Origin of the sequence: Centipeda felix, from assembly GCF_900186465.1 — a bacterium.
GTDB classification, from domain to species: domain Bacteria; phylum Bacillota; class Negativicutes; order Selenomonadales; family Selenomonadaceae; genus Centipeda; species Centipeda felix.
The window spans coordinates 423429-439000 of record NZ_LT891959.1; the positions used below are offsets into that span (position 1 = coordinate 423429).

The window sequence follows — 15572 nt, forward strand, 5'->3', positions numbered from 1 at the left end:
ATCCACATGCTTCATACAAATACAAAACAACTTCTATATCATAGCATAAATCTTGAAAAAATTATAGTCCTGCTTCCATGAGACGGCTGCGCAGCTGTCCGCAGGCCGCCTGAATATCCGTCCCCATCTCGCGGCGCACGGTCGCCGTGACATGATGCGCCTCGAGAATTCGCTGAAAGCGGAGCACTGTCTCGCGCGGCGGGCGAAAGAGATGCCGCTCGGCAACGGGGTTGATCGGGATGAGATTGACGCTTGCCAGCTGTCCGCGCAGGAGGCGCGCGAGCTGCTCTGCCTCGCGCACGCCGTCATTTATATCACGGATGAGGATGTACTCGTAGGTCACACGCCGCTTCGTCTGCGCCGCATAGAGCTCTGCCGCCCGCAGCACCTCCGCCATGGGGTACATGCGGTTGACGGGCATCAGCGAGGAACGCAGTTCCTCCGTCGGCGCGTGAAGCGAAATGGAGAGCGAGATCGGAAGCCCCTCCTCCGCGAGGCGCAAAATCCCCGGGACAATCCCCGAGGTCGAGAGCGTCATCCCGCGATAGCTGAGCCCGATGGTCTCCTCCGCATGCAAAAGGCGCAGCGCGCCGATCACGTTATCGTAGTTCTCCATCGGCTCGCCCGAGCCCATGACGACAATGGTATCAACGCGCACGCCCTCCTGCCGCAGGTAATCCGCCATGCCGATCACCTGCGCGGCGATCTCCCCCACGGTCAAATTACGCGCCAGACCGTGCAGCGTCGACGCGCAGAATGCACAGCCCATGCGGCAGCCCGCCTGCGTCGAGACACAGACACTGTTGCCGTAGGGATGACGCATGAGCACCGTCTCCGCCGTCTGCCCATCGGCAAACGCATAGAGCAGCTTGATCGTCGCGCCGTCTGCCGACGTCAGGCGCGCACCGACCTGTGGCCGCTCAATGGAAAAGCGTTCCGCCAGCTGCGCGCGCAGCACCTTCGGCAGATTGTCCATGACATCAAAAGAGACCGCGCCGCGCTGATACATCCAGCGGATGATCTGATCGGCGCGGAAGCGGGGAATCCCCTCGGCGCGGAGGGCATCGGCAAGCTCTGTCTTCGTCCATCCAAAAATATTCATCGACGTCTCATACGGGCGATAAAGAAGCCGTCCGGCCCGCCCGTCTCCGGCATGATCTGTACCATGCGATCTGCTGTTTTTTGCTCCGGCAAAAATGCCCCCGTCTCCTCGAGGACGAAGTCCTCATGCCCGCGCAGAAATGCCTCCACCACGGCGGCATTCTCGCTGCGCTCCATCGTGCAGGTACTGTAGACGAGGACGCCGCCCTGCTTCACCGTCCGCGCCGCACTCGCCAGAATCGCAAGCTGCAGCGGCGGCAAGGTCTTCGCATCCGACGGGCTTTTGCGCCAGCGTGCATCGGGTTTGCGCCGCAGGACGCCGAGCCCTGAGCACGGCGCATCCACGAGGACACGGTCAGCACACACACCATAGTGCGCACCGATCTCACGCGCATCGAGGAGCTGCGTCTCGATGATGGAGATGCCGAGCCGCTCTGCGTTGCGCATGATGCGCCCCAGCTTTTCCTCATAGATGTCAAACGCCAAAATGCGCCCGCGATTTTCCATCCGCTGGGCGATATGCGTCGTCTTGCCGCCCGGGGCGGCGCAGGCATCGATCACCGTCATGCCGGGCTCTGCGCCAAGGATATACGCCACGAGCATCGAGCTCTCGTCCTGCACCTGCGCCAGGCCCTCACGCAGCGGCGCAAGCGCATCGAGTGCCCCGTGCGTGCGCAGGAGGATGCCCTCGGGAACGCGCAGCGACGCCGTGGCGTGAACGCCTGCCGCCGTCAGTCGCTCCATGAGGGCAGTGCGGCTCGTGCGCAGGGTATTCGTCCGCAGCGTGAGCGGCGCACTCTCATTGTCACAGCGGCACAGCCGCTCTGCCTCTTCATAGCCGTAATCGCGCAGCCACCGCTCCACCATCCACACGGGATGCTGCATCCGCAGCGCAAGCGAGCGTGCATCGCGCCCCTTTGGCAGAGCCGCACGCTGTGGCTCGCGCAGCGCCGTCCGCAGGACGCCGTTGACAAAGGACGCCGCGCCCTTTCCGCCGTGTTTTTTCGCGAGCTCCACCGCTGTATGACAAACGGCGGACGACGGAATTTTATCCATGAAGAAGATCTGGTAAAAGCCAAGGCGCAGAAGCTCTCGTATGGGCGGCTGCGCCTTTTTGAGGTCGGCGACATAGCGGCGAATCATGACGTCGAGCGTCTCGCCCGCCTTCACCGTGCCGTAGACCAGTTCTGTCAGAAAGCGGCGGTCGCGCTCCGCCATCTCCGCACCGCGCAGCGCATCGGCGAGAGCTACATTCGCGTATGCGCCCTCGCTGTGCACGCGCAGGAGTACCTGCATCGCACGCTCGCGGATGCGGTCGATCTTTTTCTCATCGTACTGCTTTGGCATCTATGTGTCCTTTGGGTTGGGTTCAATAATCTCTTCGAGCTGGCGGCGTACCTCCGCCATATCCACACTCGTATTGTAGCAGGGGCCGTTCGGGCGGATGTTGAGCACTCCGACGGCGGGAAGCGGAAAAACGTCTTGGATCCCACTCATCAAATCGCGCTCACACGCAATCGCGAGCACCGCCTTTGGCCGCGTGTTGTAGACGACCTGTCGCGCCAGTGTCCCGCCTGTCGCGACAAAGAAATGGAACCCCATCTCCTCAGAGAGCGTAACGAGATCGCCGATGTTGCAGCCGCCGCAGCGCTTGCAGTTGTTTGGATCGCGCGTCACCTTGTGCGGGCAGCTCGCGAGCTGCAGGCAGTGCGGTGTCACGACGAGCAGGCGGTCGGCGGGCACGCGGATGTGCATGCGGTGAAAGAGCAGATTGCTGACCGCGATAAACGAGCCCTCCAGCCGACGACGCTTGACGCCAAAGAGCGCCCCAAGGCGCACGGCAGCAGGAAAGAGCAGATTGATCAGCTCATAGGTCTGCCGCTTCATCCACGGGAGATACGGCAGTCCCGCAACGGCAAGCACCATGTTGAAGATGCCGAAAAAGGACAGGAGTACCGCGCCTGTCAGCAGAGCGCCGATCGCCCACGGCAGAAGCGGTTGGATGCGCTCAAGCCCCGGCACGCCAATGTACCATATGCCAAAGAGGAGCACGGCGGCGAGCAGTGTCACGAGCAGGAGCATCCCGATGAAGAGCCGCTTCTTTGGCCGTGAGGGCAGGAGAATCGTCTTCTTCTCCCCCGCCTTGCCGCCGTTGACCGTCAATGTCTCCGTACTCATGATGTAAAACGTGCTCCTGCAGTCAGTACACAGCCATTCAAAAAGTCGGATACCGCCATCATCCGTTTCCCGGGTGCCTGAATCTCTGTCACCTGCACGATCTCATCGCCTGCTGCGACGCGCAGCCCTGCCCGCCGATCTGCCGTGAGAATGGTGCCGTGCGGCGCATCGGTCCGCTCGCCTGTGAGGGACAGCATACCGATCTTATACCGTGCGTCCCCCAGATGCGTCTCTGCGTAGGGCACAGGGTTCAGCCCGCGCACGAGGGCATCGAGCTCCCGTGCCGTGCGCGACCAGTCGATCTGTGCCGTCTCGCGCGTAATGCGTGCGGCATAGCTGCTCTCCCCCGTCTGCGGCGTACGCGTGAGCACCCCTGCGGCAAGCTGCTCCAGCGTCTCCACGAGGAGCGCCGCCCCCGTCTCCATCAGAGCATCGTGGAGCGTTCCGTACGTCGTATCCCTATGGATGGGAACCTCGCGCCGCAGGAGCATATCCCCCGTGTCGAGCCCCGCATCCATCTGCATGGTCGTAATCCCCGTCACTGCGGCACCGTCCATCACCGCGTGCTGAATCGGTGCAGCACCGCGATAGAGCGGGAGCAGGGACGCGTGCACATTGATGCAGCCATGCACGGGGATATCCAGAATCTCCTGCGTCAGGATCTGCCCAAATGCCGCCACCACCGCCACATCGGGACGGAGGGCGCGCAGCGCTTCGGCAAATGCCGCATCACGTGCGCGTGCAGGCTGGAGAACGGGAATATCATGTGACAGGGCCCACGCCTTGACCGGAGAGGGGCTGAGTTTCTTCCCGCGCCCGCGCGGGCGATCCGGCTGCGTAACAACGGCGACGATATCCGTGAGATCGCGCCGCTCTGCCATCGCCGCAAGAATCGCCACGGCGAAATCCGGCGTCCCCATAAAGACGGTACGCATCGGCGTCATTCCTCTTCCTCCCCCTTGCGCAGGCGCACGGCAATATCGATGAAGAGGCGCCCCTCAAGATGATCGCACTCATGCTGAATGCAGCGCGCCAAAAGCCCCTCCGCTGTCAATGTACGGCGGCGGCTGCGGCGGTCGGTATACTCCACCGTCACACGCTCCGCGCGCTCCACATCACCGTAGACCTTCGGCACGGAGAGGCACCCCTCCGACTCCGTCACGCTTCCCTCGCGCATGGTGATGACGGGATTGACGAGCTCCAAGAGCCCGTGCTCATCCTGCACGTCGATCACCACGATGCGCAGAGACTTCCCCACCTGCGGCGCAGCAAGACCCACGCCGTCAGCAGCATACATCGTTTCCGCCATATCGTCGAGCAGCTGCCGATGCCGCTTCGTGAGGCGTTCGATCGGCTCCGCCGTCTGTTTCAGGACGGGATCCCCCGCCTTCTTGATGTCAAGTATCGCCATAGTATTCCTCATGTCAGGTGCAGATGATAGATCCGCACCGCATTCTCATAAAACACAGCATCCCAGTGCTCCTCGGGAATGAGGAGCTTTGTGAATGCAACATAGTCGCCGAAGTTTGCCAGCGGCCAATCCGTGCCGAACATCAGCCGATCGTACGCATTCAGGTACGCGAGCCAGCCGCGCAGCTGCTCGATATAGAAATGCTTTCGCGCACAGAAGCAGTCAAAATCCACAATTTTCCCCTCAAGCATCCCCGAGAGATCGGCGGTGACATTCGGATTCTTCTCCATCACCGCAATGGCATCGACGAAATACGGCTCCCCCAGATGGCACATGACGAAATTCACCTGACGGAACTTCGTCGCCGCCTCATCCATGACATTCGGATGCGCATACTTCAGCAGCGCCTTCTCCGTCGCTGTCAGTCCTGTGTGCACGGCAACGGGCTTTCCGTACCGTGATGCCAGTTCGTAAACGGGGGCAAGCATATCGTCATAGATATAGAAATAATTGTAGCCGGGATAGAGCTTAATGCCGACGCAGCGCGCGCTCCGAAGATGCTGCTCAAGGGCAGGCAAGAGCTGCTCAATGCGCGCAGCACTCATCTCCGTCTGCCCGCCGTCGCCCGCGATCCCGACACAGTAGTGAAAGAGATCGGGATAGTTCGGCGCGAGCTCCTCCACGGGGAGATTGCCCATGATAACGCCGTGGACAATCCCCGCCGCACGGCAGTCGCGCCGCAGCGCCTCCTCCGTATTCTCGTGTCCCGCCGCACGTGCGACGGTATCAAAATACTCCCCTCTGCCATAGTGCAGATGGGCGTCAATAATCTTCATCGTCTGTTGTTCTTCCTCAAAAGAATCACTGATACGTTCAATGCCTCTCAATTTCTGTGATCGTTTTGTTTTAGGGAATCACTGATAAAATGAGGTCTGCCAGATTGGCGTAGATTTTTTCGTCCGAACGAGGTGGAAAACCGGACGCAGAGTGGTGCTCTGTGGAGGATTTTCCGCCGAAGTGCGGGCAAAAAAGATGCGTCAAGATGGTTGTACCGAATTTATCAGTGCTTCCTTAGTTTACCATATCCGTCAATAGTTTTTGTGGGAATCATGCACCAAGATCTTTATCCGTGCGCCCCTAAAGCATATCCATCATCCGATGGGTCTGCGGGATCACACGCACATGTGCAAGGCGCTGCAGCGCGTTCTCCTGCCATGCGAGCAGCTGCTCGGGCGAGGGCTTCGTACATCCGCCGTAGGGCGTCACGGGCTGCAGAATCAGCATCGACTCCGGGGCGGTATCCGCCACGAGCCGAATGGCGGTATCGACTTCGCTGTCAGGGCTCTCCGCCGCGACGACAATCTTGACCCACGTATCCTTCGCCTTTGCGATCTCCAAAAAGCGCTCGTGGGCATCCCAGACGGGATGCGTCGTCGCAGAGGGCAGCTTGATGTCCATACTGATGCCTGCCACACAGTCAATGCACTTCTTCAGCTCCTCATGGAGCGTTCCGTTCGACTCCAGATAAATCGGCAGCTGCACATGCGGCGCCAGTGCACGGATGAACGCTGCATGCAGCAGCGGCTCGCCCCCCGTAATGCTGAGCGCCTGATGCGGTACGCCCGCCGCTGCGATCTCCACCAGCTCTGCCGCACGCTGCGGCGAGATTGGATTCGGGTAGGGCACGAGATGATACGTCCCCGCTCCCTCCTCCACGACACAGTCGGGGTGCATCCCGACCGCGCTGTCCGTATCGCAGTAGCTGCAGTGAAGATTGCAGCCCTCAAGGCGCAGGAACACCTGCCGGCAGCCGACGTACTTCCCTTCGCCCTGAACCGTCGAGAAAATCTCGATGATATTCTCGTTCATTTCAGTCCCTCTCATACGTGACAGATGATTTTGGCGTCTCCCAGACGGTCAGTGCAGCAAGATGTGCCGCTGTCGCCGTAACCTCAGGACGCACGGCAAGGCGCTCAAAAATGATTCGCGCCAGATTCTCCGCCGTCGGATTCATCGCGGCATCAAACGGCGGGAGTTCATTGACATAGCGATGGTCGAACTCATCCAATACCGCCATCAGCGCTGCCTTTGCCGTCTTAAAGTCGATCATCATTCCGAGATCATCGAGCTCCGTGCCGCGAAACGCCGCCTCGACGACCCAGTTATGCCCGTGCAGGCGGTCGCATTTCCCAGGATACCCGACAACGCGGTGTGCCGCCTCGAATGCGCCTTCAACGCGCAGTGTATACATTCTGCTCTCCTTCGTTTGTCAAAAGGCTGCCGCACACGTGCAGCAGCCTCTCTCGATGCCATTATTTCACATCGCTCATCACTTCGTCCATGCTCATGGCGCGCGTATGCTTCGTATGGCTCCACTCATGCTCATTTCGATGGATGAACCCGAGGAAGATGATCGGTATCCACGAATAGATGAACACAGGATAGAGGAGCAAATAGAACCACGCCTTCACCTTGGCACGCACCTTGATAAGGATAATCATGGGCAGAAGATACTGCCCGATCATGATCGCCGTCATCAGCTGCGACGGCAGGAATTTGTAGATACTCGTATAAAACGGCGGGAACGCCAGCTGCACATAGCTGATGATGATGAAGAACGTCGAGATCATGAGGAAATGCGGCTGCAGAAGATAGATGCAGCCATCCCAGATGCGTATGTCGCGGCGTTTCCAGCCCTCGCGGATCATCGTCGGGATAAAGCGGTGCGCCACGTCAAACTGTCCCTGCGCCCAGCGTCTGCGCTGGTTCCACGCCTGCTTGAACGTGAGCGGCTTCTCATCGTAGACCACGGCGTCATGCGCCCACGTCGTCTTGATGCCCTCGGCAAGCAGCTTCATCGTGAACTCCATGTCCTCGGTGAGGCAGGTCGCGCGCCAGCCGTGCCGCTTCAGCACGTCCGTCGTAATGCACATGCCCGTACCGCCGAGGCACGCCGAGAGACCGATGTTCGTCTTTGCGAGATGCGAGATATGGTCGATGACCCAGAACGCAATCGCAAACGTCCCTGCCACCCATGTATCGTATGGATTCTTCGCATCCAAATAGCCCTGAATGACCTTGTCGCCCTTGAGGAGACGGTTGTTCATCTCCTTGAGAAAATTCGGGTGTACGAGGTTGTCCGCATCGAAGATAGCGACGGCATCGTACTCCTTGTCCATCGCAAAGAGCTGCTCAAACATCCACTCAAGGGCAAACCCCTTGCTCTTCTTCGTCGGATGCGTGCGCGTGCAGACAATGGCGCCCGCCTTCTCCGCGATCTCCCCCGTATTGTCCGTACAGTTGTCGGCAATGACATAGATGTCGTACAGTTCCTTGGGATAGTCGAGCCGCTGCAGATTTTCGATGAGCTGCCCGATGACCGCCGCCTCGTTGTGCGCGGCGACGACAACAGCAAATGTCTTCTCCGGCGTCAGGATTTTTTTCTCCCCATGCCGCCACAGACAGCAGAAGCCGATGAAGAAAAAATACAGCGTGAAGAGCAGGAGGAGAATCTGCATTGGCACCATGATGATGTCAAAGACATGTGCCGGCAGATAGGGCGAGAGTGCATGAAAGATCTCTGTCATATCAGCTTTCCCTCGTCCGCATCGTCAGCGCAGTCACATGGTTGACGATGCCAAAGAGCGCATACGCCGCAAAAATCGCCGTAAATACAGCGGGCAGAACGGCCGTCTGTCCGACGTAGAGGATGCCGGCAAACACGATGAGTGCGACGAGCTTCGATACAAAGTAAATCCGTTCCCCGCCGCCCTTAAAATCCGGGTAGTGGACGTGACTGACCATCAGATAGCCCGTCACGGCGACCGCGGCGGGATAAAGAAGCCCATAGTCGGCAGGGTTAATGCCGAGCGAGAGAAAGAGCCATGCCGACATGGCGACGAGATTCCCGCCCGCAGGAATGGCGAGCCCCATAAAGTAGCCGTGCACCACATTGGCATTCACATTGAAGCGCGTGAGACGCCACATCCCGCAGAGAGCAAAGCAGATCGCCGCCGCTGCACCGACGAGCCCGTAGGAGAAGAGAGCCAGTTTCCACGCGAGCAGCGCGGGGGCGATGCCGAATGAGCCGAGGTCGCAGAGGGAGTCCATCTCCTTGCCGAACTCACTGGAGACGCCGAGCGCACGCGCCACGCGTCCGTCCATGCCGTCCGCGACCAGCGCGAGCAGAATGAAGATCGCCGCCCAGTCAAGATGGCCTTCTGCCGTTGACAGGATGGAACACATACCAAAGAACAGATTCATCGCCGTACACAGATTCGGCAGAAATCGTCTGTAATTCATTCGCCTTCAAGCCTCCCCAGGACAGTCCTGCCGCCCTGCACCTTTTCGCCTTCCCGCACGAGGATCTGCGCCCGCTCAGGCATCACGATCTCAAGGCAGGAGCCGAAGCGGATCATGCCGTAGATGTCTCCCTGCTTCATGCGGTCGTCGAGCGTTACCCACGAGACGATGCGCCGCGCGAGGATTCCCGCGATCTGCTTTACCGTGATACGCAGATCGCCGCGGTCTATGCCGATCAGATGGTGTTCATTTTCAAAGCCGACCTCGTCCTTGTAGGCGGGACGAAAACGGCCGCAGTAATATTTCTGCAGTTTGATTTCCCCATTGATCGGACTGCGGTTGACGTGCACATTAAAGACCGACATGAAGATGACGATCTTGTTGCACGGCTCCCCGACGAAATCATCCACGCCCACAGAGGAGATCTCCGTCACCGTGCCGTCGGCAGGCGACAGAATATGATGTTCGTTTGCGGCGATCGTACGTGTCGGGCTGCGGAAGAAATAGGCAAAATAACACGCCAGCACGACGAACGGAAGCGCGGCATACGGATGCGCAAAGTATCCAAAAATAACCGCCAAAACGAGTGCGGCGCCGATAAACTTATAGCCCTCACTGACAATGACCACGCAGACACGCCTCCTTTTTCTCTCACATTATAATGGAAAGCCTATTCTTTGTCCACAGATATGGCTCTTATTTTCGCGATGCGTGCACTTTCAGGACGAATTTCGGCAGTGCCAGCAGACGGCCTGCACGTTTCGGCTGCATCAGGCCGCGGAAGAGCCATTCCAGTTTTGCCTTCTGCATCCAGTGCGGTGCGCGCTTCATCACGCCCGCCATGACGTCAAGCGTCCCACCGACACCGATGGCGACGGGGACGTCGAGCTCTGCGAGATGCGCGGCGATCCACTTCTCCTGCTTCGGCACACCGAGCGCGACGAGCAGGAGATCCGGGCGTGCCGCGCGAATCTCCGCGATGATCGCCGCATTGTCCGCAGGGGAAAAGAACCCGTTGCGCACCCCCACGATCTCGATGCCGGGATAAAGCTGCTCCGCTTTCGCCTTTGCCTTCTCCGCAACGCCGGGCGCTGAGCCGAAGAAGTAAACGCGCCGCCCCTCGGCAGGGGCACAGCGCAGCAGCTCCTGCGCCAGATCGTAGCCCGCGACACGCTCGGGCATCGCGTGCCCGAGGTGACGTGCCGCCCAGACCGTCCCTGCCCCATCGGGCACAACGAGTGCCGACGCATTCAGGATACGGCGCAGCTCCTCATCATGCGTCGCACGCATCAGCATCTCGGCATTCGCCGTCGCAACCATAACGCCCGCACGCGTGTCCATGGCACGGCGCACGACATCGACAGCCTCCGCCATTGTGACGGCATCGACATCGACCCCCAGGATATTCACCCGCTCTGCCAAGCGCAACTCCTCCTTCTGTCTCGCGAAAAGAGAGCGTCCGCATGGGACGCCCTCGAAATGCTTCGTCGTACCGTTTTACCGTGCAGCTTCGTCTGCCTTCTTCTTCGGCACAGCCGTACGGATATAGAGCTCACGCAGCTGCTTCTCATCGACGGTCGCAGGTGCTTCGCTCATCACATCCGATGCGCTCTGCGTCTTCGGGAAGGCAATCACGTCACGGATGGAGCGTCGCTTTGCCATCAACATCACGAGACGATCGAGGCCGAAGGCGAGTCCGCCGTGCGGCGGCGTGCCGTACTCAAAGGCATTCATCATAAAGCCAAAGCGTGCACGTGCCTCCTCCGGCGTGAAGCCGAGTGCCTCAAAGACCTGTTCCTGCAGATCGCTGCTGTAGATACGCAGACTGCCGCCGCCGATCTCGACGCCATTCAGCACCATGTCATAGGCATTTGCCTTGACGCGGCCGGGATCGGACTTCAGGAACGGCACATCCTCATCACGCGGCGCGGTGAACGGATGGTGCATCGCCTTGTAGCGCTTCTCCTCCGCACTGTACTCGAACATCGGGAAGTCCACGACCCAGAGGAACCGCAGCGCATCGGGATCGATCAATCCACGGCGACGTCCCATCTCAAGGCGCAGCTCGCCGAGTGCCTGTGCCACGACGAGCGGCTGGTCGGCGACGACGAGGAGCAGATCGCCTGTCTTTGCCCCGACGGCATTCTTGATCGTCTCAAAGGTCTCGTCGGAGTAGAACTTCTTGAAGGGCGACTTTACGCCCTCCTCCGTGTACTGAATCCACGCCAGTCCCTTTGCGCCGTAGCCCTGCACATAGGAGACGAGACCGTCCAGCTCACGGCGCGGGATATTCGCATAGCCCTCGACGTTGATGACCTTCACGCGGCCGCCCGCCTCCATGACAGCGTTGAACACCTTGAAGTCCGAACCGCCGACATAGTCCGTAATGTCCTGCAGCTCCATGCCGAAGCGCAGATCGGGCTTGTCCGAGCCGAAGCGATCCATCGCCTCATCCCACGACATACGCTGGAAGGGCGTCTCGATCTTCGCGCCGATGCTCTTTTCAAACAGCTCTTTGACCATCCCCTCCATGAGCGTGAGGATGCTGTCCTGATCCATAAAGGACATCTCGATATCGAGCTGCGTGAACTCAGGCTGACGATCGGCGCGCAGATCCTCGTCGCGGAAGCAGCGCACGATCTGGAAGTATTTCTCAAAGCCCGAGACCATGAGCAGCTGCTTGAAGATCTGCGGGGACTGCGGCAGCGCATAGAACTCGCCCGGATTGAGACGGCTCGGCACGAGGAAGTCACGTGCCCCCTCGGGCGTACTCTTACAGAGCATCGGCGTCTCGATCTCAAGGAACCCGTTGCGGTCAAAGAAATCGCGCATGATCTTCGTCACGCGATGACGCAGGATCATATTTGCCTGCATCTCGGGGCGACGCAGATCGAGGTAGCGATAGCGCAGACGGATCATCTCGTCCACATCGACACCATCCTGAATATAGAACGGTGGCGTCTTTGCCTTGTTGAGAATCCGCAGCTCGCTGACGACGATCTCGATCTCCCCTGTTGCCATGTTCGGATTGACCGTCTCCGCACTGCGTGCGCGCACCGTGCCGCGCACACAGAGAACGAACTCCGAGCGCAGCGTCTCCGCCTCGTGGAACGTCCCCTCTGCCATTGCCGCCTCATCGAAGACGATCTGCACAAATCCCGAGCGGTCACGCATATCGACAAAGATCAGCCCGCCGTGGTCACGGCGGCGCGACACCCAGCCGCACAGCGTTACCTCTGCCCCCACCTGCTCCTTGCGCAGTGTGCCGCAGCCATGTGTCCGTTTCATTCCCTGCATCGTTTCCATCTCAGACCTTCACCTCAGAAATCATCTTTTCTACCAAACGGTCAAGCGCACAGGTCTCCTGCGCACTCTCCGCCATATCGCGCACGAGCGCCGTATGCGCTGCCAGCTCATCCTCGCCGAGAATGATAGCATAGCGCGCACCGGATCGATTCGCCTGCTTCATCTGTGCCTTCATGCTGCGTCCCGCATAGTCCATGAGGGCACGCACATTGCCGCACCGCAGCTCATGCAGCAAGGGGAACGCCGCTTTTGCCGCCGCATCGCCGAGCGCGATGAGGAATACATCCGCTGCTGGCGGCTGTGCCGGCAGGAGATTCTGCTGCTCCAGTGCGAGCAGGACGCGCTCCAATCCCGCCGCAAAACCGACGGCGGGGGTGGGATTCCCTCCGAGCTCCTCGACCAGTCCGTCATAGCGTCCGCCCCCCGCCACGGCACTCTGTGCACCGAGCGGCGGATAGGCGATCTCGAACGCCGTCCGCGTGTAGTAGTCGAGCCCCCGCACAAGGCGCGGATCGAGCTCATAGGAAACCCCTGCCGCCGTCAAATGCTGCTGTACCTGCGCAAAGTGCTCGGTACACGCAGGACACAGGCAGTCCGTAATCGCGGGAGCCCCCGCCATAAACGGCTGCTCCGCATCCCGCTTGCAGTCGAGGATCCGCAGCGGGCTGCGTGTATAGCGATCCTTGCAGTCATCACAGAGCGTGGGCAGATACTCCTTAAAGTACGCCTGCAAACGCTCCCGATAGACAGGGCGACAGGCGGGGCAGCCGACGGAGTTCAGCTTCAGCGTCAGTCCCGTCAAGCCAAGTGCCGTCAGAAAATCATACGCGAGGAGAATGACCTCGGCATCCAGCGCAGAGCTCTCCTCGCCGAGTGCCTCCACGCCGAACTGATGAAACTCACGCATCCGCCCCGCCTGCGGGCGGTCATAGCGAAACATCGAGCCGATGTAGAAGAGCTTTTGCAGGCCGCCGTCCGCATAGAGTTTGTTTTGCAGATAGGCGCGCACGGCAGACGCCGTGTTCTCGGGACGCAGCGTCAGACTGCGGTCGCCGCGGTCGGAGAAGGTATACATCTCCTTGTCCACGACATCCGTACCATCGCCGATCCCACGCTGAAAGAGCTCCGTGTGCTCGAACATCGGCGTGCGGATTTCACCGTAGCCATAGCGGGCACAGAGATCGCGGATCACATGCTCGACATGTGTCCACGCACCGACCGCGTCAGGCAGTATATCCTTCGTGCCGCGCGGCGCATTCGTCAGCATCAGTGCTGTTCCTCCTCGTATTCCGCGCGCAGAAGCGCACGGCGTTTTTCAATATAGACGTCAATATCGCGCAGATAGGTCACGAGATCCTTTGCATGAAAGGCAGAGTGCAGGCGTCCGCTGCGCACGCCGATCACCTTTGTCGCGGCAGCGCCGCCAATGCCGATGATCGTCTGCCGCTCCTCCATGATGCGGATGTTGTAGATGCTCTCCGCACCGGGGCGGGCATAGCCGACGTTCTCCAAATCGCCGCTCATATAGCCCTGCCGATAGAGATAGTAGGGATGGTAGTCCGCCGCGCGGACGGCAGCCGTCGCCGCCGCACTCATGCGCATCGTCTCTGCATCAGACGGCAGCGCGACATGCTCCGTCTCCATCATAAGGCGCAGCCGCGAGCCGCGCTTCAGCGCAAGTGCGTGGAGCGTAATGTCGTCCGGGCGGAGGGCCGTCACCGCCGTCATCGTCGCACGGACATCCTCTGCCGTTTCGCCCGGCAGACCGAGGATCACATCCATATTGATATGCACGTCCATCGACGCACGGATGTCCTGCACCATGCGCACAATATCGGACGGCGTATGATGCCGTCCGATGCGCTCAAGCGTCCGTTCCTGCATCGACTGCGGATTGACACTGACGCGCGTCACCCGATATGCCTTCATCGCTGTGATCTTCGCCGCGCTCATGCTGTCGGGACGTCCTGCCTCCACCGTGAACTCACGGACAGAAGATCCATAGAAAGCATTATATACCATTTTGAGCATTTCGGCAAAAAAAACATCGGGCAGGCTCGTCGGCGTCCCTCCCCCGATGTAGATGCACCCGACGGTCAGCCCCAATGTGCGCACATCCTCTGCGGCAGCGGCAAGATCGCACGCGAGCACATCCATAAATGCACGCAGCGTATTCTCCCCCGGCAGGAGATGCGAAGGAAAGGAACAGTAGAGGCAGCGCGAAAGGCAGAACGGAATGCCGACGTAGACCCCCACTGTCTGCGCGTCCTCATGCGCAAGAAACGGCAGCTGACGCACGGCGACCTCCGTCATGAGACCTGCCTTCTCCGCGCTGCAGAAATAATCCTCCTGCAATCGCTGCATGGCAGCGTCGGGCGTCATACCGCCCCGCAGCCAGCGGTGCACAATCTTCGTCGGACGCACCCCGTGCAGGATGCCCCACGGGGCAGGCGGCAGGCCAAAACGAACACGGAAAAACTCGTAGAGATTCCGCTTGATCGTGCGGTGCACCGCTGCACGCGGCAGTTCATCCGTCCGCCCCGCAGAGGAGAACGAAAGGCGCTCACAGCGCCCGTCCAGCGCATAGAGCCATACCTCCGTCATAACAGAAGGCGGCTCACTGCCCGACGGCCGGTTCACCACCGACAGCTGGGCGTAATCCGCCTCTCCTGCTTTTCCGACGATCTCCACCTTGAAGAGGTTCAGCACCTCATGCACAACCTTGACGATGACCTCGCTGGGATGATTGATGGTGAGCGATCGTATTTTCACGCTTTTTTCTGCTTCTCCCGGCACTTCTTGCAGATGCCGAAGAACTTCGCCTGATGATTCTCCACCAAGAAGCCCGTCTTTTCGAGAATATCCTGTTCCAGATGATCGAGCATATCCTCCTCGAACTCTGAGATCTCCTTGCACTCCGTGCAGATGAGATGATGATGGAAGTGCTGGTTCGGGTCGATCGGATTCAGCTCGTAGGAATACGAGCCCTTGTTGCGCTTGTCGAACTCCTTGCCGAACTCGATCTTCTGCAGAATGCCGAGCGAGACCAGAATCTCCAGACTGCGGTAGACCGTCGCAAGCCCGATCTCCGACTCCGTCCCGCGCAAAATATCATAGATCTTCTCCGCGCTCAGATGCTCGCTCGGATGATCCAAAATGACCTGCAGCACAATCTGCCGCTGCGGCGTCATCTTGCGCTGTGTCGCCTGCAGCCGCTTCTTCAGGTCTTCCATGGTATATGTCTCTGCCATATCTCTTCCCCCTCGATCCACCA

The 15572-nt window shown here is 59.8% G+C and carries 16 protein-coding genes; all 16 read right to left on the bottom strand.

Annotation, left to right across the window (positions count from 1 at the left end; translation table 11 throughout):
- Positions 1–61: 61 nt before the first annotated feature.
- The gene (gene rlmN, locus C1713_RS09400; protein WP_102493745.1) at positions 62–1102 is read right to left on the bottom strand and encodes a dual-specificity RNA methyltransferase RlmN; all 1041 of its coding nucleotides are present in this window, start codon (positions 1100–1102) and stop codon (positions 62–64) included.
- Complete coding sequence (rsmB, locus tag C1713_RS09405; protein WP_102493746.1) at positions 1099–2448, bottom strand: 16S rRNA (cytosine(967)-C(5))-methyltransferase RsmB; 1350 nt, start codon at positions 2446–2448, stop codon at positions 1099–1101. Before rsmB ends, rlmN begins: the two co-directional genes overlap by 4 nt.
- Positions 2449–3279, bottom strand: a complete 831-nt coding sequence (locus C1713_RS09410; RefSeq protein ID WP_102493747.1) for a DUF116 domain-containing protein — start codon at positions 3277–3279, stop codon at positions 2449–2451.
- The gene (gene fmt, locus C1713_RS09415) at positions 3276–4214 is read right to left on the bottom strand and encodes a methionyl-tRNA formyltransferase (RefSeq protein WP_170950831.1); all 939 of its coding nucleotides are present in this window, start codon (positions 4212–4214) and stop codon (positions 3276–3278) included. The genes C1713_RS09410 and fmt overlap by 4 nt, the downstream gene beginning before the upstream one ends.
- 5 nt (positions 4215–4219) lie before the next feature.
- On the bottom strand, positions 4220–4690 hold the full coding sequence (def, locus tag C1713_RS09420; RefSeq protein ID WP_039980968.1) for a peptide deformylase: 471 nt from the start codon (positions 4688–4690) through the stop codon (positions 4220–4222).
- 8 nt (positions 4691–4698) lie between these two features.
- Entirely contained in the window at positions 4699–5526 is an 828-nt protein-coding gene (locus C1713_RS09425) for an amidohydrolase family protein (RefSeq protein WP_102493749.1), read from the bottom strand.
- A gap of 301 nt (positions 5527–5827) precedes the next feature.
- Positions 5828–6559 (bottom strand): 7-carboxy-7-deazaguanine synthase QueE, encoded by a 732-nt coding sequence (locus tag C1713_RS09435; RefSeq protein WP_102493750.1) that lies wholly within the window; start codon positions 6557–6559, stop codon positions 5828–5830.
- Position 6560: 1 nt separating this feature from the next.
- Positions 6561–6941 carry a 6-carboxytetrahydropterin synthase QueD gene (queD, locus tag C1713_RS09440; RefSeq protein WP_102493751.1) on the bottom strand — a complete coding sequence of 127 codons (381 nt, stop codon included), beginning with the start codon at positions 6939–6941 and terminating at the stop codon, positions 6561–6563.
- Between the two features lie 61 nt (positions 6942–7002).
- On the bottom strand, positions 7003–8277 hold the full coding sequence (locus C1713_RS09445; RefSeq protein WP_102493752.1) for a glycosyltransferase family 2 protein: 1275 nt from the start codon (positions 8275–8277) through the stop codon (positions 7003–7005).
- Between the two features lies 1 nt (position 8278).
- Positions 8279–8992: a CDP-diacylglycerol--serine O-phosphatidyltransferase gene (pssA, locus tag C1713_RS09450; protein ID WP_102493753.1), complete on the bottom strand. Its 714-nt coding sequence runs from the start codon at positions 8990–8992 to the stop codon at positions 8279–8281.
- Positions 8989–9621, bottom strand: coding sequence for a phosphatidylserine decarboxylase (locus C1713_RS09455; RefSeq protein WP_009442736.1), 633 nt, complete (start codon positions 9619–9621; stop codon positions 8989–8991). Before C1713_RS09455 ends, pssA begins: the two co-directional genes overlap by 4 nt.
- 67 nt (positions 9622–9688) lie before the next feature.
- On the bottom strand, positions 9689–10414 hold the full coding sequence (locus C1713_RS09460; RefSeq protein ID WP_050343331.1) for a WecB/TagA/CpsF family glycosyltransferase: 726 nt from the start codon (positions 10412–10414) through the stop codon (positions 9689–9691).
- Positions 10415–10489: 75 nt separating this feature from the next.
- Positions 10490–12298: an aspartate--tRNA ligase gene (aspS, locus tag C1713_RS09465; RefSeq protein WP_102493754.1), complete on the bottom strand. Its 1809-nt coding sequence runs from the start codon at positions 12296–12298 to the stop codon at positions 10490–10492.
- Between the two features lies 1 nt (position 12299).
- Positions 12300–13565, bottom strand: a complete 1266-nt coding sequence (gene hisS / locus C1713_RS09470) for a histidine--tRNA ligase (protein ID WP_102493755.1) — start codon at positions 13563–13565, stop codon at positions 12300–12302.
- On the bottom strand, positions 13565–15070 hold the full coding sequence (gene hemZ, locus C1713_RS09475; protein ID WP_102493756.1) for a coproporphyrinogen dehydrogenase HemZ: 1506 nt from the start codon (positions 15068–15070) through the stop codon (positions 13565–13567). Before hemZ ends, hisS begins: the two co-directional genes overlap by 1 nt.
- On the bottom strand, positions 15067–15549 hold the full coding sequence (locus tag C1713_RS09480; protein WP_006691428.1) for a Fur family transcriptional regulator: 483 nt from the start codon (positions 15547–15549) through the stop codon (positions 15067–15069). Before C1713_RS09480 ends, hemZ begins: the two co-directional genes overlap by 4 nt.
- Between the last annotated feature and the right edge of the window lie 23 nt (positions 15550–15572).

Coding starts and splice junctions, on each gene's coding strand:
- rlmN (WP_102493745.1), bottom strand. CDS start 1,102: ATGAATATTTTTGGATGGACGAAGACAGAGCTTGCCGATGCCCTCCGC.
- rsmB (WP_102493746.1), bottom strand. CDS start 2,448: ATGCCAAAGCAGTACGATGAGAAAAAGATCGACCGCATCCGCGAGCGT.
- C1713_RS09410 (WP_102493747.1), bottom strand. CDS start 3,279: ATGAGTACGGAGACATTGACGGTCAACGGCGGCAAGGCGGGGGAGAAG.
- fmt (WP_170950831.1), bottom strand. CDS start 4,214: ATGCGTACCGTCTTTATGGGGACGCCGGATTTCGCCGTGGCGATTCTT.
- def (WP_039980968.1), bottom strand. CDS start 4,690: ATGGCGATACTTGACATCAAGAAGGCGGGGGATCCCGTCCTGAAACAG.
- C1713_RS09425 (WP_102493749.1), bottom strand. CDS start 5,526: ATGAAGATTATTGACGCCCATCTGCACTATGGCAGAGGGGAGTATTTT.
- C1713_RS09435 (WP_102493750.1), bottom strand. CDS start 6,559: ATGAACGAGAATATCATCGAGATTTTCTCGACGGTTCAGGGCGAAGGG.
- queD (WP_102493751.1), bottom strand. CDS start 6,941: ATGTATACACTGCGCGTTGAAGGCGCATTCGAGGCGGCACACCGCGTT.
- C1713_RS09445 (WP_102493752.1), bottom strand. CDS start 8,277: ATGACAGAGATCTTTCATGCACTCTCGCCCTATCTGCCGGCACATGTC.
- pssA (WP_102493753.1), bottom strand. CDS start 8,992: ATGAATTACAGACGATTTCTGCCGAATCTGTGTACGGCGATGAATCTG.
- aspS (WP_102493754.1), bottom strand. CDS start 12,298: ATGGAAACGATGCAGGGAATGAAACGGACACATGGCTGCGGCACACTG.
- hisS (WP_102493755.1), bottom strand. CDS start 13,565: ATGCTGACGAATGCGCCGCGCGGCACGAAGGATATACTGCCTGACGCG.
- C1713_RS09480 (WP_006691428.1), bottom strand. CDS start 15,549: ATGGCAGAGACATATACCATGGAAGACCTGAAGAAGCGGCTGCAGGCG.